This is a genomic window from Kosakonia sp. (assembly GCF_032052965.1).
GTDB lineage: Bacteria > Pseudomonadota > Gammaproteobacteria > Enterobacterales > Enterobacteriaceae > Kosakonia.
On sequence record NZ_DAMBVN010000012.1, the window covers coordinates 19,841 to 41,433 of the forward strand.

The following is a 21,593-nucleotide window of genomic DNA, read 5'->3' on the forward strand; positions in this document are numbered from 1 at the left end:
TGTTCTGATAGGGTGGTGCCAGGACCCGACTGCGGGCCAGAGATAGTCGCTTGTTATAGCATAACCGCGCGGCTGGATCACCTTGCAAAGTGTGCTGCTTCGGGTTTGAATTACGGGTAATATAAGCCACTTTCGCTACGGCTTTCGTTCCACACACGTCTACATGGAATCTTCGATGTTAAAAATCTTTAATACACTGACGCGCCAAAAAGAGGAATTCAAACCTATCCATGCCGGGGAAGTCGGCATGTACGTGTGTGGTATCACTGTTTACGATCTGTGTCATATTGGTCATGGCCGCACATTTATTGCGTTTGACGTGGTCGCCCGTTACCTGCGTTTTCTCGGATATCGCCTCAAGTATGTGCGCAATATCACCGACATTGATGACAAAATCATTAAACGCGCCAACGAAAACGGCGAAAATTTTGTCGCGCTGGTTGACCGGATGATCGTTGAAATGCACAAAGACTTTGACGCGCTCAACATTCTGCGCCCGGATGATGAACCGCGCGCCACGCACCATATTCCCGAAATTATCGAAATTACTGAACGACTGCTGGAACGCGGCCACGCTTACGTTGCCGATAACGGCGATGTGATGTTCTCCGTGCCGACCGATCCGACCTATGGTCAGCTGTCGCGCCAGGATCTCGATCAGCTGCAGGCGGGTGCGCGCGTTGAAGTCGCGGAAGTGAAACGCAATCCGATGGACTTCGTGCTGTGGAAAATGTCCAAGCCGGGTGAGCCGAGCTGGCCGTCGCCGTGGGGCGAAGGGCGTCCGGGATGGCATATTGAGTGCTCGGCAATGAACTGCAAACAGCTGGGATCGCATTTTGATATTCACGGCGGCGGTTCGGACCTGATGTTCCCGCACCATGAAAATGAAATCGCACAGTCCACGTGTGCGCATGATGGCGAATACGTAAATTACTGGATGCACTCCGGCATGGTGATGGTTGATCGCGAGAAGATGTCCAAATCGCTGGGCAACTTCTTTACCGTGCGCGACGTGCTGAAGTACTACGATCCTGAAACCATTCGCTATTTCCTGATGTCCGGCCACTATCGCAGCCAGTTGAACTACAGCGAAGAGAACCTCAAGCAAGCGCGTGCTGCGCTGGAGCGTCTTTACACCGCACTGCGTGGCACGGATAAATCTGTGGCGGCAGACGGCGGTGCGTCTTTCGAAGCCCGCTTTATTGAAGCGATGGACGATGACTTTAATACGCCGGAAGCTTACTCCGTGCTGTTTGACATGGCCCGGGAAGTTAACCGTCTGAAAACAGAAGATACCCACGCGGCCAGCGCGCTGGCTTCACATTTGCGTAAACTGGCAGCGGTGCTGGGTCTGCTGGATCAGGATCCGGATGTCTTCCTGCAAAGCGGCGCGCAAGCCGATGAAGGGGAAGTGGCGGAAATTGAACAATTGATCCAGCAGCGCCTGGATGCGCGTAAAGCCAGGGACTGGGCTGCAGCGGATGCTGCGCGCGATCGTCTGAATGAGATGGGCATTGTGCTGGAAGATGGCCCGCAAGGCACGACGTGGCGTCGTAAATAACCCTTATACCCCGGTAGCGTCACGGCTACCGGGTCTTCTTTTGCGCAGGGCTGCTAAGCGCAGCGTTAACGTCTGCGCCACCACAGTAATCCCATTATCACCACCCCTGGCAACCACACCCACAGCAGTTCCGATATGATCACCTGGTGCCCGTAGGGCGTGGTGTAGCGCGATAATGCAAACGGCGCGACTTTAATCACCTGCCACGGCGCAAAAAAGCGTTCATCCGACCACGGCCACAGCCAGCCGACGCCTTTACCGCCGGTGGTGATCGAATCCAGTAAACTGTGCGACAGCAGCGACACCGTCAGAAAAGCCCAACAGCGTGTCACGCTGGCTTTGAATCGTTTCCTGCAAAGCCAGGTGACCAGCAACGGTACCACTAAGGCAAACAACAACGAATGTGTGAATCCGCGGTGGCCAAAAATATTGCCGTAGGCAACGCCAAATTTGAATGCCAGTACATCGGCATCCGGCAACATGGATAAGCCAATACCGGCCAGCAATAAACGGCGTGGAATAACTTTGCTGCCCAGCCCTAATCCAAGGCAGAGCGGCACGGCGGCATGAGTGACAATGGTTGGCATGAGGTATGTCTCTGAGTAAAAAGAAATTATAACGCCAGCCCGATGAAGATGAACTGCGGTGTTGTCTGAATCCCTATCATCTGCGGCGGGCGCTGACATTGAATGCTGTTTTCAGCAGTCAGCTGCTCACCGGGTCATTTTCTAAAGGGTGCTACACATTACGCCGATTCCCGCACAATCAATTGACCGGACAATGTAATGCGCTGTGTTTGCAGTTCAGGTTCTTTCAGCTTGCGTATCATCAGGCCTGCCGCCTGACGACCTGTTTCTTCGCTGGCGGAAGAGACATAGGTAAACGATGGCGAGGTGAGATTGACATGCAGCATATCTTCGAAGCCAACCAGCGCCACTTGTTGCGACAGAAAGACATCTTTGCCGACGGTATGGCCAGTCTGATGAATTCCGGCAATAGAACCGATGATGGCATCCGGAGAGTGGCAGAGCAGGGCGGTGAGCGTGCTGTTCTTTTCTAATAATTGCCGGACCGCATAGCTCGCGGCCTGCGTACCATCGCTGCAGGCGGGGGTTGACTCTTCCCGTAGCACTAACCCGTGCTGGTTCATCGCGCTGCGAAAACCAAGCAGGCGCTGCTGGCGGATAAGATCGCCTTCAATGCCGCCAACGTAAGCAATATTGCGGTGGCCGCGCTCAATCAAATAGCGTGTCGCGAGACTGGCCGCCTGGCGGTTATCCCGCATCACCAGGTTGCAGGTTTCGTTCAGTAAAGATTGGGAGACCACCACCAGCGGCAGCGGGCAGGTGCGGATCTGATCAGGCAGAACGGTGGAGCGGGTATCCGATGCCAGATAGATCACTCCCGCCACGCCTTGTTGTTTAAACGAGAGCAGGCAGCGTTCCAGATGATCGCCGTCGTTAAGCGGCTGACCCAGGAACACCATGTAACCCTGTTTTTCCAGCTCCAGCACGATACTGGCCATGACTTTAATCGAAAAACTGTCGCCAAAATCCCGCAGGATCAGGCCTATCAGATTGGAGGTGTTGGCGCGAAGGTTAGCCGCGGCGACGTTGTGAACATAGCCGAGTGACTCGATAGCCGCATGGACTTTTGCGATTGTCGCATCAGAAATTTTCCCTTTCTGGCGAAGCACCAGTGAGACGGTAGAAACCGAGACACCCGCCTGTTTTGCGACATCAATGATGCTGACTTTCTTCAAATTCACTCCCTGAAACTTCACGCTATGCAGCCTGATGCGTGCGACACACACCAGGCCGCCAGTCTATTACTTGCCAATCATTGTGGACATGGTCTGGGCGATAAATTGTGCCCTTGCACCAAATATAACCTGGATACCGTTATCACCGACGAACACCACGCCACGTGCGCCCAGTCCATTGAGGCCATCTTTATCCACTACATCACTTTTTGCCACTTCCAGGCGCAGACGAGTGATGCAGGCGCCAACCGAATCGATATTGTGTGCTCCGCCGAGCATAGCAATAATCTCCGTGGCCAGTTCGCTATCGCTTTTATCATCCGCGGTGGCGGTCACTTCCGTCCGCCCCGGTGTTTTCACGTCGAAGCGGCGGATCACAAAGCGGAAAGTGAAGTAGTAGATTAACGCCATGGGAATACCGACGATCACTGCATTGAGGAAATTCGTCTGGTAGCCGTTAAAGGACGGCAGGATGCCGAATGACAGATAATCAATAAAGCCAGCGGAGAACGATTTGGCAATGTGCGCATGCAGCAGATACATCGTCATGTAGGCCAGACCGGCCATAATTGCGTTAAAGACGTAGAGAATGGGGGCAACAAAAATAAAGGTAAATTCAACCGGTTCAGTGATCCCCGTCAGGAAGCAGGTCAACGCGGCAGAGAACAGGATCCCGAAAGCGATTTTTTTGTTGCGGGTATGTGCTTCGTGATACATCGCAAGGCAGGCGGCCGGCAGAGCAAACAGCATCAGCGGGAATTCACCCTGCATAAATTTCCCGGCGTTCTGGTAAGTGTCGCTACTAAAGGATTTTACGCCTTCTTCCAGCATCTTAAACCAGATGGTCTGATCGCCGTGGATCACCTGGCCCGCCTGAGTGGTGTAGTCGCCAAACGAGTACCAGAACGAGGGATACCAGATATGATGCAAACCGAGTGGGATCAGCGCACGCTCGACAAGGCCAAAGATAAAGGTCGACGCCGCCTGGTTATCACCGTTGACGATCAGTGACAGCGCATCAATGCCTGCCTGAATATGTTGCCAGACATAAGGCAGTAGCAGGCCGAGCACGAATGAGAGAAAGGCGGTAGCAATAGCGACGAAGCGTTTACCGGAGAAGAACCCAAGAAACTCGGGCAACTGCATGGTATGGAAACGGTTATAACACCAGGCCGCAAGGATCCCGCAAATAAGCCCGCCGAATACGCCCATTTGCAGCGTTGGAATACCGACCACCATCGCATATTTACCGCCCTGCGATGCCATTTCCGGTGTGATACTCAACATAGTGCCGATCGTAATGTTGGTAATAAACACCGATACGGCTGCAGACAGCGCCGCAATACCGGATTCTGACGCCAGTCCGACAGCAGAGCCGATAGCAAATAGCATTGGCAGGTTGTCAAAAATAACGCCACCTGCATTCATCATCAAAGGCAGGTGGAATTTATCGCCGAAAGCCAGTAACAGGCCTGCGGCTGGCAGTAATGAGATTGGCAGCATGAGTGCGCGACCAATCATCGATAACTTCGACAACGATTTAACAAAACCCGATATCAGACTCATGCTGATCTCCCCCGAAAGTGCGCTCTTTTAGCGCTGTTATTGTAAGTATAACGTTCTAGTAAAACGTTCTACTTATCGTGAGTGAGGCATGCATTTCCCGCAACTGAATTTTTACATTCAGCCAGATGAGATTGTGATTCTTTGAGAACGATCGGTAATTAACCGTGATGAAAGAAGGGAGATAACAATAAAAAAGCCGGGGCAACAACGCCTGTCCCGGCCAGTAAGGGGGTTACGCCGTCACAGTAATGCTTTGCCCTTCGAAGCTGACCGTTTGCCCGGCCACGATCTTGCAGCGTTTGCGCGTTTCAACTGCGCCATCGACTTTCACCAGACCGTCGGCAATGGCGATTTTCGCCTGCGCGCCACTTTCGCTCCAGCCTTCCAGCTTCAGCAGGTCGCACAGTTCAACGTGCGGGTGTTTACCAAGAGAAAATGTTGCCATCTTATGCGCCTTCTACATCATGATATTCTTCACACGCTTGCAGCGTATTCTGGATTAGCGTGGCCACGGTCATCGGCCCAACGCCGCCTGGCACCGGAGTGATATATGCAGCACGCGCTGCGGCTTCTTCATAAATCACATCGCCGACGACTTTACCGCTTTCCAGACGGTTAATGCCGACATCAATCACGATCGCGCCTTCTTTGATCCACTCGCCAGGAATAAATCCTGGCTTGCCGACCGCAACGATCAGCAGGTCAGCATTCTCCACATGGTGACGCAGATTGCGGGTAAAGCGGTGCGTTACCGTGGTGGTGCAGCCGGCCAGCAGCAGTTCCATACTCATTGGACGACCAACAATATTGGAGGCGCCAATTACGACGGCATTCAGGCCATAGGTATCAATGTTGTAACGCTCAAGCAGCGTTACAATGCCCCGTGGCGTACACGGACGCAGACGCGGTGCGCGCTGGCACAGGCGACCGACGTTATACGGATGGAAACCGTCAACATCTTTGTCCGGTGCAATACGTTCCAGTACTTTGACATTGTCGATGCCCGCCGGCAGCGGCAATTGAACCAGGATGCCGTCGATGGTGACGTCGGCATTCAGTTTATCGATCAGTGCCAGCAGGTCGGCTTCGCTGGTGGTTTCCGGCAGATCGTAAGAGCGGGAGATGAAACCCACTTCCTCGCAGGCTTTGCGCTTGCTGCCGACATAAATTTGCGAGGCAGGGTTGCTGCCCACCAGCACGACGGCCAGGCCAGGGGCGCGTTTTCCGGCCGCCAGACGCGCCCGTACTTTTTCCGCAACCTCAGAGCGCACCTGCTGCGCAATCGTTTTACCATCTATAATCTTTGCTGCCATCAGAGAGAGGATTCCATCTGTCATTCAACTAAGGGGGATGGCGCTATTTTGGCAGAAGCGCGGCGTGCTGTCAGTTACCGTTTGCGGATTTCGTGCTCGTCTGGGCGTCATCCTGGCGATGACAACGAATGATCCTCAGGCAAGAGCGGAATTTGGGCGCAAAGAGTCGACAGATAAGTATGCGGAGTGAGCATTTGAGCCAGAAAATCGTGCGAATCCCTTGAAAATGTATGTTTTCGGTCACTTAGCAAGCAAGCGACGGAAAATTCATTGACTCACCAGGCGCTGACCGTATAATTCCAGCCGTTTCCACCGCAAAGGTGGGCCATCCGCGCAATGCGCCCTTAGCTCAGCTGGATAGAGCAACGGCCTTCTAAGCCGTAGGTCACAGGTTCGAACCCTGTAGGGCGTACCATTTTCAAGTAAACGGACGTCAACTGACGTCTTTTTTATGCCTAAAATTCAAGGTGTTGTCTGAATTTAGCGCGTCGTTATTCTACCGAGCTCTACTCGTATCAATGTACATCAAGTAGTATTTGTTGGTATATGTGATGGTATCTCCCCGTTCGATAAAATTTTGTACCAACAGCCAGCATGGGGGCCTCAAATGGCATTAACCGATGTGAAGGTAAGAAGTGCGAAGCTAATGGACAAGCCTTATAAGCTTACTGATGGGGAAGGGATGCATCTGCTGGTCCATCCCAATGGGTCTAAATACTGGCGATTGCAATATCGTTTCGATGGGAAACAAAAGATGTTGGCACTCGGTGTTTACCCGGAAATCTCGTTGTCCGAAGCCCGGCAGCGCAGAGATGAAGCAAAACGGCAAGTGGCCAATTCCATTGATCCCAGTGAGAAGAAAAAGGTAGAAAAGCAGGCGCGTAAAGTCGCTGTAGAAAATACGTTTAAATCTGTTGCACTGGAATGGCATGAATATAAGCGGCCCAATTGGTCAAAGGGGTATGCCGAAGATCTGATGGAGGCGTTTGAGAACGATATATTTCCTGATATCGGCAAACGACCAATAGCAGAGATTGAACCATTAGAGGCTCTCACCACACTACGCAAACTTGAAAAGCGTGGCGTGCTCGATAAATTGAGGAAGGTTCGTCAGGCCTGCAAACAGGTTTGCACTTATGCCATCGTTACGGGTAGAGCGAAAAACAATCCCTTTGCCGAACTTGCCAGCGCCCTGACTACGGCGAAATCAACTCACTATCCTCATCTACTGTCTGACCAGTTGCCAGATTTCTTGAAGGCCTTAGAGGCTTATTCGGGAAGTCCAATAACACGGCTTGCGACGCGCATTTTGATGCTAACGGGGGTTCGTACCATTGAACTTCGTCTGGCTGAATGGAAAGAATTTGATTTTGACAAGCGAGTTTGGGAAGTTCCGGTCGAAAGGATGAAGATGCGGCGTCCTCATTTGGTGCCTTTATCTGATCAGGTTACAGAGGCATTGCGTGAACTTCAGATGATAACTGGCCGGTATAATCTGGTTTTCCCGGGACGTAACGACATTGCTAAACCAATAAGTGAAGCAAGCATAAATCAGGTATTAAAACGAATTGGTTATCATGGAAAAGCGACTGGACATGGTTTCAGGCATACGATGAGCACGATTCTTCATGAGGAAGGATTTAACACTGCGTGGATTGAACTTCAGCTTGCGCATGTGGATAAAAATACCATTCGTGGGACTTATAACCATGCACAGCATTTAGATAACAGGAGAGGGATGCTACAGTGGTATGCTGATTATCTTGAATCATTAGTAAATGACTCTGCATTACCTCTTAGAAAAAAGCCGTAGAAAAGTAACCTGCGCAAATAAGTGTGCAGGTTATTTTTTTGATTCTTTTTTGCAAAAAAATAGACGTTTTCTCTCTGGTGAAGCCTTAAAAATCATGCTATTACATTTATCAATTCTCACGTTGCATTGACATGTATGATCCTGGTATTCCCAAGCTGTGGCCAATAATGATGCTGGCATTCGACTAGTATCAGGTTAGCTTCATATAGCAATCTGATCTGTTTGACCCTGACCCGAAATCCTGCACCATTCAGAAACAGAATGCCGGCATGATCTACACTCCCTGAACGGAGGTGGTGCCGATGAAAAAATCACGATCCACCGAAGAGCAGATTGTTTTTGCCCTGAAGCAGGCTGAACTGGGGACATCCGTGCCGGAGGTCTGTCGTAAGCTGGGTATTTCCGATGCCACGTTCTATACATAGCGCAAGAAATACGGCGGGATTTCGCCCTCAGAACTGAAACACTTGCGTGCTGGAAGAGGAAAACCTACAGCTGAAGAAACTGGTGGCCGATCTGAGCCCCGACAAGGCGATGCTGCAGGACGTGCTGGCAAAAAAGACCTGACGCTGGCACGGCTGCGTATATGGGCCCGGGAGCTACAGGCGCGCTACGGGGCCTGCGAACGGCAGGCCTGTTTTGCGCTGCAGGTCATCCGCACTTCGTTCCGTTACCGCTCTGTGGCGGCCGATGACAGTGCGCTGCGCCTGCGTATCCGCGAGATCACGGAAACCCGCGCGCATTACGGTTACCGGCGGGTTCACATCCTGCTCAGTCGGGAGGACTGGCGAGATAACCATAAACGCATTTACCGCCTCTACAGCGAGCAGGGCCTGTCCCTCCGTCTCAAACGCTTCATCGCAATAAATCGGCACAGCGGCGACAGCCACAGCCTCAGGGACTGTATCCGAACCATATCTGGGGCATGGACTTTGTCTCCGATGCGCTGTTTGACGGAAGGCGGTTACGCCTGCTGACGATAATCGATTTTGTTCACACGTGAATGCCTGGGGATCTGTGTGGGCCAGAATCTACGCTCAACGGAAGTGGCGGAGATGCTGAACAGTATTGCTCTCAGACGCCCCTTATCACAGTTGCTGAAAACCAATAACGGCTCTGAATTTGCAGGAAAAATGCTGGACCAGTGGGTGTATGACCGGGGGATCCGTATAGACTTTTCCCGGCCGGGAACACCAACGGACAATCCCACGGTGAAGTCGTTCAACGGCAGGCTGCGCCAGGAGCGCCTGAACGAGAACTGGTTCATGTCCCTGGAGGATGCGCGGTGCAAAATCGGGGCCTGGCGCATACGCCATAACCAGAGACGTCCCCATTCTGCACTGGGCTGGATGACGCCATCTGAATTTGCTGAGAAGTCTGCCGGTAGCCAGAATATATGCAGCCAACATGAAGCCGGTTATTCCTGATTACGGCTGGATCATATTCGGGGTCAGGGTCATAATGAAGGCATTATTAACATCGCGATATGTTAATCAACGGGGAGCAGGTCAACATTATTTCTTTAAATGTGATAATTTCACTGAACTGATAAAAATCATTCTGATGAAGCCTAAAGTGAAACCGAAGGTTGAGTAGCGGGACGTACTTTAGTTTAATTGGTCGTTTATATCGAGCATGCCTTTTGATACGCCGGGAAAATAGGCTCACAAGCGTTGAGTGAGTCTGACCGAACTCTAGGGTGAATTCTTTATCAGAACGCCATATTGACCTCATAACACTATTTTTCAAGTGGTTATGTTAAATTTCAATTGTAATATCTGCATTGAGAGCAGTCCCAACAATATTTGCAATTGATGATGAAGATCACCTAAATTGATAGATCATTTATTATATACAGTACCAAATTCGATTTTCTCCCTATAAGATAGATTGCATTTCCGCGGGTGTGGTTTACAAGGAAAGACTGTCAACATGCATCGCTCTGTTCCTGAGTTTTATCGCATTCCCCCTTTACTTATTCGGGCGCTAAAAAGCGGAGTCTCCTCCGTGGTGGAGTTTCATATCAGCAGGGGATTGCCGAAACATTCACGAGATTCTCTGGGAAATAGCCCATTGATGATTGCGGCCCAGTATGGGCATTTCGCTATTTGCGAAATGTTATTGCGCGCGGGTGTCGACGTTGAACATCAAAACAACCTCGGGTTTTGCGCCAGTGACCTCGCGCAGGAGCAAACACTGCGTGATCTGTTGGCCCGTTACCGACAATCTCCTCCACCTGCCGGGCAGCAACCAGCATGGGGGCCAGTTGATGATGCAGACGTTGAAGTCGAAACCGATGTTGAAACAGAACCTCCCGAAACCGAAACCGAAACCGAAACCGAAACCGAAACCGAAGCCGCAATGGATTTTATGCAGTGGGATGCTGAGGTCGAATCGGAACCCGCCGAAGATAATCTGACATTACGGCAAGCTTCCGCTGAGGCTCAGCAATTATTATCCCGCTATCGCCCGAAAGATGACGCTGCTGAGTGGAGCGATATCGAACTCACGCTTCCTGACCCACCGACGCCAGTTTCTCACTCTTCGCAAAATTACCCTCATCTCTCAATGTTGCTCGCTGGCGCACTAGATGCCGGTCGTGTCTCAGTGCGTGACATCCGTTTTGCCGGGGAAGAGGATTTCGGTATGCCGTGGTCTGAACTCCAGGTCAGCATAGAGGCATTGATTAAAGACTTACCTCTGATTGTGGTTGGCGATGATGCTTTCCCTGAAAGTGATGCCTATGGGGCATTAGCGGCGAGTGACGATCTCGAGCTCTGGTTTGACGCTTTCGGTGCATTGCGGCAGTCCATCTTTGAACGTTATCTTGTGGACATTCGCCAATGGGATGTCGTGGATAAAACAAAGGAAGAGCGACTCGGGCAGCGCATGGATACGGCGCTTATCAATTTGATGACGATCCTGGCGGGATTACCCGAAGCAGAATGTCTTCAGTTGCTACATCCGAATCATCTTCCGGCACCAGCGCCTGAGATTTCTGAAGAGGAAGACGACGCGGAAGAAGCTGATGAGGAAATGTCTTCCGCATCCGATGACGATGACGCCATCAGCTTTAACGATTTGCTCTTTCTGCTGAGAAGTGGAAAAGCAGAAGAGTACCAGAATAATCATATCCCGCGCCCGGAGTACGCTGACCTGCAACAGATAGTCGAGCGCGCCCGAACGCTCATCCCTGCTGAATGCCATAAAATGAGTCTGTATGTCAGTAGTTACAGAGATGCCTGGGAGGGGTTAATCCACGCTAATTTGCGTCTGGTAGTCGCGATTGCGAAAAAACACTGCGGGCGAGGATTAGATATCGAGGACCTTATCCAGGAAGGCAATCTGGGCTTGATCAAGGCCGTTGAAAAATTCGACTATCGACGCGGATTTAAATTTTCTACCTATGCCTCCTGGTGGATCCGTCAGAAGATCACCCGTGCGATTGCCGATCAGGCGCAGCTCATCCGTTTACCCGTTCACTTCTATGAGCAATTCAGACGCTGGCGGAGTTGTCGGGATCAGTTGCTACATTGCCAGGGAATAACGCCTAGCCACAGATTGCTACAGGAAATGACCACCCTGCCAGAGCGTCAACTTCTTCACATGGCAAAATATGAAGAGCAGACAGTGCTGATTGGCGATTTTCATGACGACGCCCTAGACAGCGAAGTGGTGTTCTCGGGAGACGCGCTGCTAACCAGAAAGGATATCACCAGTGCTCCTGTTCAATCTCTCGAACTCAGGGACAGTATTTCATCGGTTCTGGATACACTTTTGCCACGCGAAAAACAGATCATAAAAATGCGTTTCGGTATCGGCATGACACAAGATTTCACCCTTGAAGAGATCGGTAAGCAATTTGATCTCACGCGAGAAAGGATACGTCAAATAGAAGCTAAAGCGCTCCGTAAACTACGCCATCACAGCCGTGCGTCGAAATTAGGCGGTTTCGTTGAGGCGTGGGAAACCGCGCTAAGTGATATGCAGGAAGAAGAAGAATGACCACCATGCGCCATGCGCCACCGAATGCAGCAATTATGATCGAAGCTCTGCGAGGGCTCGGTTATAACACCGCCACAGCACTGGCCGACATCATCGACAACAGCATTAGTGCCGGAGCCCGAAAGGTCGATCTTATATTTCACTGGCGCGAGTCGGATAGCTATATCGTTGTCCGGGATAATGGTTGCGGCATGTCGGCCATTGAACTGGATTTTGCAATGCGTTTGGGTGTTAAAAACCCACTGACAAAGCGTCCAGAACACGATCTGGGCCGCTTCGGCCTTGGACTCAAAACCGCCTCCTTTTCGCAATGTCGCCGCCTGACGGTCTATTCCAAAAAAGAGGGGATAACGACCATCCTGCGGTGGGATCTGGACATTCTCGCCGCAAGTACGGACGACGGTTGGTATTTGCTTGAAGGTGCTGATCCAGGAAGTCAGGAGGCGTTAGCAAATGCGGAACCTGACTCCCACGGTACGGTGGTGCTGTGGGACGTTTTAGACCGAATTGTCACCCCCGGCTATGGTGAGAAAGATTTCCTCAATCTGATGGATGGCGTTGAACAACATCTGGGGATGGTATTTCACCGATTCCTTGAGGGGAACTCTCCCCGACTCACTCTCACCCTCAATGGCCGTAAAATTAAAGCTTGGGATCCCTTTCTCAGCGGACATCCTTCCAAGCCTTGGCATTCGCCTTCGGCAATGGCGCCAGGCGCTCCAGCAGTGAAAGTGGAGTGCCATGTCCTGCCGCATCAGGATCATCTGACGACTCAGGAGTACCAACTGGCTCAAGGCCCGGCAGGGTGGACTGCTCAGCAAGGATTCTATGTATACCGGAATGAGCGATTGCTGGTGGCGGGCAACTGGCTTGGACTCGGTAGTCCCCGGGCCTGGACGAAAGATGAAACCCACCGTCTTGCACGGATTCGTCTGGATATCCCTAATGACGCCGACATTGACTGGAAGATTGATATTCGTAAGTCGATGGCGCGCCCGCCGGTTTCGCTGCGTCCCTGGTTAACCCAACTGGCGCAATCAACGCGCGATCGTGCAGTACGGACATTTGCAAAACGCGGGAAAATGAATAAGCGCAAGCCCGGCGAGGAACTCGTTCATCTCTGGCAGGCGCAGAAGACGTCATACGGTGTTCGTTACCAGATTTCGTTACAACATCCTGTTATTAGCAATATCCTTTCGCAGGCAGGAGAGTTATCCCGGCAAATTCAGGCCATGTTAAGACTGATTGAGGAAACCGTTCCGGTTCAGCAAATCTGGCTTGATACGGCTGAGACAAAAGAGACGCCGCGGACAGGCTTTGAAACCGCGCCGACTGCAGAGGTTTTGTCCGTATTGCAGGTCATGTACCAGGCTATGGTTGGACGGCAGGCTATGTCACCGGCGCTGGCGAAACAGCATCTGCAAAATATGGAACCCTTCGATAATTATCCCGAACTAATTGCACAACTCCCCGACGATAAACACGAGAAATCGCTATGAGTCTGAATCCCCTGGATGACACGCAACTGAGTGTATTGCAGATTGTGCAAACGTTCCTGCAAGACCAAGATAAAAGCACGTTCACGCCCGGCATTCTGCGCCAACGTATTGATATGGTTTGTCAGATGAAACCTGAGTGGACCCGCCTTGATAACCGGGAAATTCTTGTCGAAGAACTCATCCGCCGCTACAGCATCTGGATGGGAGAAGATACTTCTCTGAGTAATAATGAAGGACATCAACCTTGGCTGACCGCTGACGCAAAACGCGAATGGCGCTACTGGCATCGATATCGGCAGTGGCTTGGCAAAACGATGCCTTGGGGAGTTCTGGATACCCTTGACCGTTCAACGGATCGTGTTCTGGAATTACTCGAGCAGCCGGGCCGGGAAGGGCGCTGGGACCGGCGTGGTCTGGTGGTTGGCCATGTACAGTCGGGGAAAACCAGTCACTATACCGGACTAATCTGTAAAGCCGCAGATGCGGGATATAAGATAATCATTGTGCTTGCTGGTTTGCATAATAACCTCCGTTCGCAAACTCAAATGCGTCTTGATGAAGGATTTCTTGGCTATGAAACGAGTCCACTCAGAGAAAAAGTGACCATCATTGGGGTGGGCGATATTGATAGCGATCCCGTCATTCGCCCCAATTATGTCACCAATCGATCTGAAAAAGGCGACTTTAGTGCTGGAGTGGCTAAGAATCTGGGGATCAGCCCCGAGCAACGCCCTTGGCTGTTCGTTGTAAAGAAGAATAAGTCTATTTTGAAGCGGCTGCAGACCTGGATTGAAAACCATGTGGCTACTAGCGTCGACCCCGTCACCGGAAAGCGTTTTGTTTCGGAATTACCGCTGCTGATGATTGATGATGAAGCAGATAATGCCTCAGTTGATACGGGAGAAATTGTCTACGATGATGATGGAAAACCGGATGCTGAACATCAGCCAACGGCAATCAATAGCCTTATTCGCAAACTGTTGATGCAATTCAGCCGTAAGGCGTATGTCGGATATACCGCCACCCCCTTTGCCAATATCTTTATTCACGAAAGTAATGAAACGCGTGATGAAGGCCCTGATTTATTCCCTTCAGCCTTTATCATTAATCTCGGCACCCCCTCTAACTACATCGGCCCTGCGCGGGTATTTGGTCGATCCACTGCGGAAGGTCGGACCGGCGAACTCCCTTTGATCAGGCGAGTGAGCGATCATTGTAGCGATGACGGAAAACGAGGGTGGATGCCGGTTTCTCATAAGAGTTCGCACTATCCCAGGCTGGATACGCTAACCCATTTTCCGGACTCGTTAAAACAAGCCATCGACAGCTTTTTACTGGCGTGCTGCGTCAGGGAGTTACGCGGTCAGGGAGACAAACACAGTTCAATGCTAGTCCATGTAACTCGCTTCAATAAGGTGCAATCGGTTGTTTATGAACATATTGACGCCTATGTTCAGGACGTGAGGCAGCGACTGACGCGAAGGATTGGACACGAGCCTTTTTTACATCAACTTGAGTCACTCTGGCAGGCCGATTTTTTGCCGACTTGTCAGACGATTCGCGACGTAATGCAGCAGCAGGTTCCGGACGACGTTTTCGCGTGGCGGGAGATTGTCAACAAGCTGTACACCGTGATCGAAAACGTGTCTGTGCGAATGATAAACGGAACGGCGAAGGATGCACTTGATTATTCGGACAGTGCGATAGGGTTAAAAGTCATTGCGATTGGCGGAGATAAACTGGCCCGAGGGTTAACGCTTGAGGGATTGTGCACCAGTTATTTCTTACGCGCTTCCCGCATGTATGACACGTTAATGCAGATGGGACGCTGGTTTGGCTATCGCCAGGGATATCTGGACGTATGTCGGTTGTATACCACCGATGAGCTGATTGAATGGTTTGAGCACATTGCAGATGCGTCGGAAGAGTTGAGAGAAGAATTTGATAATATGGTCGCCAGCGGCGGAACTCCGCGTGATTTTGGGTTAAAAGTGAAATCACACCCTGTATTAATGGTGACATCACCCTTAAAAATGCGTAGCGCGCGTTCACTATGGCTCTCTTTCAGTGGCACGGTGATCGAAACGATTTCGTTGTTTAAAGAACCTGAGTATCACAAGCGTAACTATGCTGCCTTCCAGCGTCTGACCGGGCGTGTTGGTTCTTGCGCGCCTATCCCAGAGAGACGACGTGGAGAGAAGATTGAAAAATGGAGTGGGGTCATTTGGCAAAACGTCTCTTCCGAGCCGATCATTGATTTCTTGACAGAATATGAGACCCATGCTCAGGCCAGAAAAGCTAACAGCAAACTGCTGGCGGATTTCATCACACGGATGAATCGTGTCGACGAACTCACCCTATGGACGGTGGCAGTGATAGGAGGTGGTGTCGATCGTCATCACGATGTTTGTGGTTTCCCCGTCCCGCTTATGATGCGTAAAGCGGTAGAAGGGGTAACTGACCGCTATTCCATTGGACGCTTACTTTCTCCACGCGATGAAGGGATTGATTGCGATGAATCGACTTGGCTTGCCGGGCTGGAAGAAACGCAGCGTATTTTTCATGCCTATCCTGGACGCAATGAAGGGCGAGAGGAGCCCGTCATTCCTAGTGGCTTGGTACTACGAAGGATCAAGGGATTTGGCATAAACGATATCCCGCCGCAGCGTCAAAAAGGATTAATGCTCATTTACTTACTAGACCCACAACAGGCATTGTCGGCAACGGAATATAAAGACGATGCCTTGCCTGTAGTTGCTTTTAGTATCAGTTTTCCGGGAAGCCCCAGTGGGGTAACGGTCGAGTATAAAGTGAATAACGTACTGTGGGAGCAAGAGTATGGTGCGGCTGAGTAAAGACGATCTGCTGGCGGCCTGGAAAGCTTTAGATCGATCTCAAATTGACGAACAGCCAGGCGTTCAGGGCTGGCGTGGGATTCGACTTTTTACGCACCAAGGATGCAGTTTTCATGCCGGGCGTCGCCAGCCTGATAATGAGGAAATATTGATTGTGGCATTTCCTCATCCTCTTTCATCGGGGGCGATGGCACTGCCGTCCTGTAAAGGATTTCGTGTTGAGATTACTGGAACAGAGGAGGGGCGGCAGAACGGTTTGATGATCCGTCGCCAGCAAACGGGAAATACGGATGTCTTTACGACGATGATTCTGGATATTCTCCATTCGCTCCTGAACGTTTCTGAACCGCGCCTGTTTGATACCCTGTTACGTCGAATTCGTTTATGGCAGGCGTTTATGGAGCGGGATACCCGTCCACTTAGTCACGAAGAAGAGGTAGGGTTAATTGGTGAGCTGACGTGTCTGGAACGGTTAATAGAGTGCGGTCTTGTGTCGTCAACCGCAGTCGAAGCATGGGTAGGACCGCAGCATGGCCTACAGGATTTTGAACTTGATGAACGAGCCATTGAGGTAAAAAGCACCACAGCAGAGCAGGGTTTTTGCGTAACCATCCACTCTCTTGAACAACTGGACTGGCAGCGGCGTGGCTCGCTCGTGTTGTGCGGGTTGCGCTTCAGCGAGCATCCCACCGGAGCGACTCTGAATGACATCATTAACCGCCTTCGTCAGCGGTTTGAGGGGGACTCTCAGGCGGCCTATCTTTTTGAGGGATCGCTTTGTCACGTTGGATATTTCAGAGAACATGCTGAATTCTATACACGTCATTTCCTGCTGACAGAGGCGTTCGCGCTCCCCATTGAAGAGGATTTCCCCTCTCTGACGCATACCAATGTTCCGTTGCCGGTTGTGAGTGCGCGCTATCAACTTGAACTTCAGGCACTCATTCCTCAGGCTCAAAATTTTAACCACTGCTTGTCAGACTTTGCAGGATTACCGTATGGAACTTATTGACTTTTTAATTCAAACGCAGAATGAGATTCGCAAGGAATATCAGGAGCAGATGGCTCAGCCTGGGGTTGAGTCACCTTTTCAGGAGCTGATTTTTACTGATATCGTCATGCGTCATATGGCCGATATCGGCATGACATTCGACGATGCCGAGACGTGTCACTTTATGGCGAAAGTCAGTGGGCACAATCTGCGTCTCAGCGGTTATGCCTTCTCAGAAGATGGCGATCAACTTGACCTTTTTGTCAGTATTTATCACGGTAGCGATGAGCTTTGTCACATCCCGGATGCCGAGACAAAATCGATAGCCAGCCACTGCATTCAATTTTTACAGAAGTGTGTTGACGGTAAATTATCATCCACGCTGGACCAGTCCAACGACGTCTGGCAATTGGTGACGACCATCGAACAGTCCTATACCGAACTAGAACAAATCAGAGTTTATGTACTGACCGATGGTCAGGTGAAAACCCGCTGGTATCAGTCCCGTGATGTGGCTGGTAAAACCATTAAGTTAGAGGTCATGGACATTGTCCGCCTGTTTAACCATTGGCAGGAAGGTAAGCCACGCGATGAACTACAGGTTAATTTTGATGAGGTAGCGGGAGGTGCACTTCCCTGCGTCTGGATCCCGGATGAAATGGGTGAGTATGATTATGCGCTGACGGTGGTTCCTGGAGAGACGCTGCGATTTATCTATGAAAAATATGGTAACCGGATTCTGGAGGCGAATGTTCGCTCATTTCTGAGCCAGACGGGGAAAGTCAACAAGGGTATTCGAGACACCTTACGTGAGCAGCCTGAACGCTTTATGGCTTATAATAATGGCATCGTGATTGTTGCCGATCAGGTCAGGCTTGGGGAAGCGCCGGGAGGTGGCCCTGGTATTGCGTGGATGCAGGGAATGCAGATTGTCAACGGTGGGCAAACGACGGCCTCCATGTTTTTCACCAAAAAGAAATTCCCGGCAACTAATCTGCGTAACGTGCGTGTACCCGCAAAAGTCATCGTACTGAAACAGACGAATAATGCACAGGAAGAAATGTTAATTGCGGATATTTCGCGTTTCTCGAACAGCCAGAATAAAGTTAATATTTCCGATCTGTTAGCCAATCGACCTCTCCATGTGCAGCTGGAAAAAATGGCTAACACGGTGTATTGCCCGGACGGGTACAGCCGTTGGTTTTACGAGCGCGCGAATGGCAGTTATAAGGTCATGCTGGAGCGCGAAGGTAAAACACCGACTGGAATCAAACGGTTAAAAGACGCAATTCCTCCCTCTCGCCGGATAACGAAAACGGATTTTGCAAAATATCACTGTGCTTGGCTCAAGCGTCCGGATTTGGTCAGTCTCGGCGGGCAGAAGAACTTTGCTGCATTAATGATGATGATCGATAAAGATAATGAGCGTTATGGGGATGAATTGAACATTGAGACTTTTAAAAATTACATCGCGCAGGCCATTCTTTATAAGAAAGCCTATAAGTTGATTAATTCCCTTTTTCCCGCATTTAAGGGGAATATTGCCGCCTATACTGTGGCCGCTTATTCACACCTTTATGGCAACCAAACGGATCTGGCAGAGATCTGGAATCGGCAGGACATTCAGCAAACGGTGGGTGACCGTCTTGTCAGCTTAGCCCACCAGGTGAATAGTCTTCTTAATGAATCCGCGAACGGCAGGATGGTTTCGGAATGGGCGAAGAAGTCTGAATGCTGGGACTATGTGCGCAGCAAAATTCAATCGCCAGGGGTTTAACAGACACCTCTGAGTCATTTTTGGACTGACCCCACAACCGTAGACATATCCTGTCCTCACGACGAGACCTGTTCAAAGGCCTCAGGACTGACGCCGCCAAGATGGCTGTGGCGTCAGGCCCGGTTGTAGAACACTTCAATGTAATCGAAGATATCGGCCCGGGCCAGATCCCGGGTTTTGTATATTCTTTTCCTGATGCGTTCTTTTTTCAGTGAACTGAAGAACGATTCGGCCACCGCATTATCCTGGCAGTTGCCACGCCTGCTCATGCTCGGCGCCAGGTTATTGGCCCGGCAGAAGCGCTGCCAGTCGTCACTGCCGTACTGGCTGCCCTGATCGCTATGTACGATAACCTCGCCGTCCGGTTTTCGACGCCACACGGCCATCATCAGAGCGTCCAGCGCGAGTTCGCGAGAGAGAGTGGGCTTCATCGACCAGCCAACCACGTTACGGGCGAAGAGATCGATAACCACCGCCAGATACAGCCAGCCCTGCCAGGTGCGGATATAAGTAATATCGGTGACCCAGACCTGATTGGCCCGGACAACGGTAAACTGCCGCTGCACGCGATTAGGGGCAACAACGGAAGGTCTGCCAGCGATACGACGCGGAGCTTTATAGCCGCGCATGGCTTTAATCCGGTTCAGTTGCATAATACGGCCCACCCGGTTTTTATCGCAGATTTCCCCGATTTCGTTCAGGTCGCCATGAACCCGGCGGTAACCGTATACGCCTCCGCTCAGTGAATAGGAGTCACGGATAAGCGCCAGCAGACGCTGGTTATTTTTATTCCGCGCGGAGACCGGGTTATGCAGCCACGCATAAAACCCGGCCCGGGCAACGCACAACACCCGACACATCGTCATGACACCCCATACAGTGCGGTGCTCATTGATAAAGCGGTACTTCAGTCGGGCTCCCTTGCAAAGTACCGCGCGGCCTTTTTCAGTATGTCCCGTTCTTCCTCAGTGCGCTTCAGTTGGGCCCTGAGCTTCAGGATCTCGCTTTTCGCTTCCAGTAAATCACGGGCATGCTGCTCGCTGTTATCGGGTTTAATAGCCCGTAACCACTTATAGAGACTGTGTGCTGAAACGCCCAGCCGGTCAGAAACTTCGGCGACGGAATAACCGCGTTCCGTTATCTGACGGACGGCTTCTTCCTTAAATTCAGGTGTAAATCGTGGTGTGCCCATACGCTCCTCCTATGCTCAAACTATAGGGCAGGATCGTCTACCGGGGCGGGGTCAGTCCAAATTTAAAGTTGATATGTCATTAACGGTAGGGTCTGTCAGCTCCCCAAGCGGTGATTTAAGTATTGGGTATCTGCCAGGGCTTTCAGGTGTGAAGGTGTCCCAGCATAATACCCGCGTATCTTTCTATAACAACCTTAATACAACCTTAATGGCATCTTCACAGCCTTTGCCTAATATTGGTGACGCTCCCGATTTGATTCGCGTTTACCGTGCCGGCGGAGGCTTGTCTGCGCAGGATATGCGTGCGGCGCTTGCCGCCAACTCACAGTTGCAGATAACGGGGGAAATTACACGGCAGCCGTATAACTTTAGCCGTAGCTTAACGTTACTCGGACACTCGTTTTTTGCCAGTACCGTATTCTCTTCTGATCTCCATCAGTTGCTTGGCGCCGATGTCTATAATTTTGCGAGAACAGGAGACTCAAGCGACATTGAAGTTGCATTGTCGCAGGAGGCCATAACAAGGCAGTATGCACCAGTTGGTGGATCAATCCCTGCTTCAGGCTCTGTAAATCTGACTCCTGTCGAGGTGGGTGTATTCTGGAACGGCGCTACCGGGAAATGCACCTTTGGAGGGATCGAGGGCACATTCAGCACAATCCTCACTGATTCCACAACTGGAGCGACGCAGCTTGTGTTTACCAGAGATACGGCTGGATCTGCTGTTACTGTTGCCACCACTGCCACATTCGCCATGCGCCCGTTTACCCGATTTGCAACTCCTACAATCCCTGCAAGCAGGAAGCACGTTTCACATCGCGACGACATTTGCATCATATGGGGCGGAAGGAATTCAAATGACTATAGTCGGTACCTGACAGAATTACAGCAGATGGTTGCCAACATGAATACGAAACGGTTTGTGATATGCCCTGAGTTTCCGTATTCAACGGAGACTACCGGGACATCAGGCGCAACCAACCTGACTAACCTGAACAACAACATCAAGGCGGCCTACCCTGATAACTATTGCCAGATTGGAGGTATCGATCTTCTGCAGAACTTTAAGAACAAATACAACCCGGCCTATGCGGGTGATGTTACCGACATCGCCAATGGCATAACGCCGCGGTCGTTGCGTTCAGATAACCTTCACCCTTCTGAGACACTTCAGGCTAATGCGTTATATGTTGGTGCGTCGGTAAACGCAGCTTTTATTGCGCAGTTTATCAAAAGCAAAGGCTGGGGCATTTAATGGT

The 21,593-nt window shown here is 51.0% G+C and carries 14 protein-coding genes, 1 tRNA gene and 1 pseudogene; 10 read left to right on the forward strand and 6 right to left on the reverse strand.

The annotated features are described in order from the left end of the window. The first annotated feature begins 175 nt into the window (after positions 1-175). Positions 176-1,561 carry a cysteine--tRNA ligase gene (cysS, locus tag RTX30_RS14915; RefSeq protein ID WP_312690943.1) on the forward strand — a complete coding sequence of 462 codons (1,386 nt, stop codon included), beginning with the start codon at positions 176-178 and terminating at the stop codon, positions 1,559-1,561. Positions 1,562-1,626: 65 nt separating this feature from the next. Here cysS and RTX30_RS14920 read toward each other — a convergent pair whose 3' ends face one another. The 5 genes from RTX30_RS14920 to folD all read right to left on the reverse strand — a co-directional run bounded on the left by RTX30_RS14920 (position 1,627) and on the right by folD (position 6,202). After that, positions 1,627-2,148 (reverse strand): metal-dependent hydrolase, encoded by a 522-nt coding sequence (locus RTX30_RS14920; RefSeq protein WP_312690944.1) that lies wholly within the window; start codon positions 2,146-2,148, stop codon positions 1,627-1,629. Positions 2,149-2,306: 158 nt separating this feature from the next. Beyond that, positions 2,307-3,323 carry a Mal regulon transcriptional regulator MalI gene (gene malI, locus RTX30_RS14925; RefSeq protein WP_312690945.1) on the reverse strand — a complete coding sequence of 339 codons (1,017 nt, stop codon included), beginning with the start codon at positions 3,321-3,323 and terminating at the stop codon, positions 2,307-2,309. Between the two features lie 66 nt (positions 3,324-3,389). After that, positions 3,390-4,889, reverse strand: a complete 1,500-nt coding sequence (locus tag RTX30_RS14930; RefSeq protein WP_312690946.1) for a PTS transporter subunit EIIC — start codon at positions 4,887-4,889, stop codon at positions 3,390-3,392. A 232-nt stretch (positions 4,890-5,121) separates the two neighbouring features. Further along, positions 5,122-5,334, reverse strand: a complete 213-nt coding sequence (ybcJ, locus tag RTX30_RS14935; protein ID WP_061497011.1) for a ribosome-associated protein YbcJ — start codon at positions 5,332-5,334, stop codon at positions 5,122-5,124. A 1-nt stretch (position 5,335) separates the two neighbouring features. After that, positions 5,336-6,202 carry a bifunctional methylenetetrahydrofolate dehydrogenase/methenyltetrahydrofolate cyclohydrolase FolD gene (folD, locus tag RTX30_RS14940; RefSeq protein ID WP_312690947.1) on the reverse strand — a complete coding sequence of 289 codons (867 nt, stop codon included), beginning with the start codon at positions 6,200-6,202 and terminating at the stop codon, positions 5,336-5,338. A 338-nt stretch (positions 6,203-6,540) separates the two neighbouring features. On the opposite strand from folD, the gene RTX30_RS14945 reads away from it, so the two are divergent. From RTX30_RS14945 to mzaE, 8 genes and pseudogenes are all read left to right on the forward strand, one after another. After that, positions 6,541-6,617 (forward strand) — tRNA-Arg (locus RTX30_RS14945). A 192-nt stretch (positions 6,618-6,809) separates the two neighbouring features. After that, positions 6,810-8,015, forward strand: coding sequence for a phage integrase central domain-containing protein (locus tag RTX30_RS14950; protein WP_312690948.1), 1,206 nt, complete (start codon positions 6,810-6,812; stop codon positions 8,013-8,015). 302 nt (positions 8,016-8,317) lie between these two features. After that, positions 8,318-9,442, forward strand: a pseudogene (locus RTX30_RS14955) (IS3 family transposase). A 505-nt stretch (positions 9,443-9,947) separates the two neighbouring features. Further along, entirely contained in the window at positions 9,948-12,020 is a 2,073-nt protein-coding gene (gene mzaA, locus RTX30_RS14960; RefSeq protein WP_312690949.1) for an MZA anti-phage system associated sigma-70 family RNA polymerase sigma factor MzaA, read from the forward strand. After that, positions 12,017-13,519: an MZA anti-phage system associated ATPase MzaB gene (mzaB, locus tag RTX30_RS14965; protein ID WP_312690950.1), complete on the forward strand. Its 1,503-nt coding sequence runs from the start codon at positions 12,017-12,019 to the stop codon at positions 13,517-13,519. The genes mzaA and mzaB overlap by 4 nt, the downstream gene beginning before the upstream one ends. Continuing rightward, on the forward strand, positions 13,516-16,374 hold the full coding sequence (gene mzaC, locus RTX30_RS14970; protein ID WP_312690951.1) for an MZA anti-phage system associated Z1 domain-containing protein MzaC: 2,859 nt from the start codon (positions 13,516-13,518) through the stop codon (positions 16,372-16,374). The genes mzaB and mzaC overlap by 4 nt, the downstream gene beginning before the upstream one ends. Further along, positions 16,358-17,386: an MZA anti-phage system associated PD-(D/E)XK motif protein MzaD gene (mzaD, locus tag RTX30_RS14975; RefSeq protein ID WP_312690952.1), complete on the forward strand. Its 1,029-nt coding sequence runs from the start codon at positions 16,358-16,360 to the stop codon at positions 17,384-17,386. The genes mzaC and mzaD overlap by 17 nt, the downstream gene beginning before the upstream one ends. Further along, a complete protein-coding gene (mzaE, locus tag RTX30_RS14980; protein WP_312690953.1) occupies positions 17,373-19,142 on the forward strand; it encodes an MZA anti-phage system associated AIPR family protein MzaE in 1,770 nt (589 codons plus the stop codon). The genes mzaD and mzaE overlap by 14 nt, the downstream gene beginning before the upstream one ends. Positions 19,143-19,255: 113 nt before the next feature. Here the strand turns inward: mzaE and RTX30_RS14985 are convergent. Beyond that, positions 19,256-20,334, reverse strand: a protein-coding gene (locus RTX30_RS14985; protein WP_312690954.1) for an IS3 family transposase whose coding sequence is annotated in 2 segments (ribosomal slippage) — positions 19,256-20,088 and positions 20,088-20,334 — 1,080 coding nt in all. Because the reading frame shifts where the segments join, the coding sequence is not laid out codon by codon here. A gap of 73 nt (positions 20,335-20,407) precedes the next feature. Between RTX30_RS14985 and RTX30_RS14990 the strand changes: the two genes are divergently transcribed. Beyond that, complete coding sequence (locus RTX30_RS14990) at positions 20,408-21,589, forward strand: hypothetical protein (protein ID WP_312690955.1); 1,182 nt, start codon at positions 20,408-20,410, stop codon at positions 21,587-21,589. Positions 21,590-21,593 lie beyond the last annotated feature (4 nt).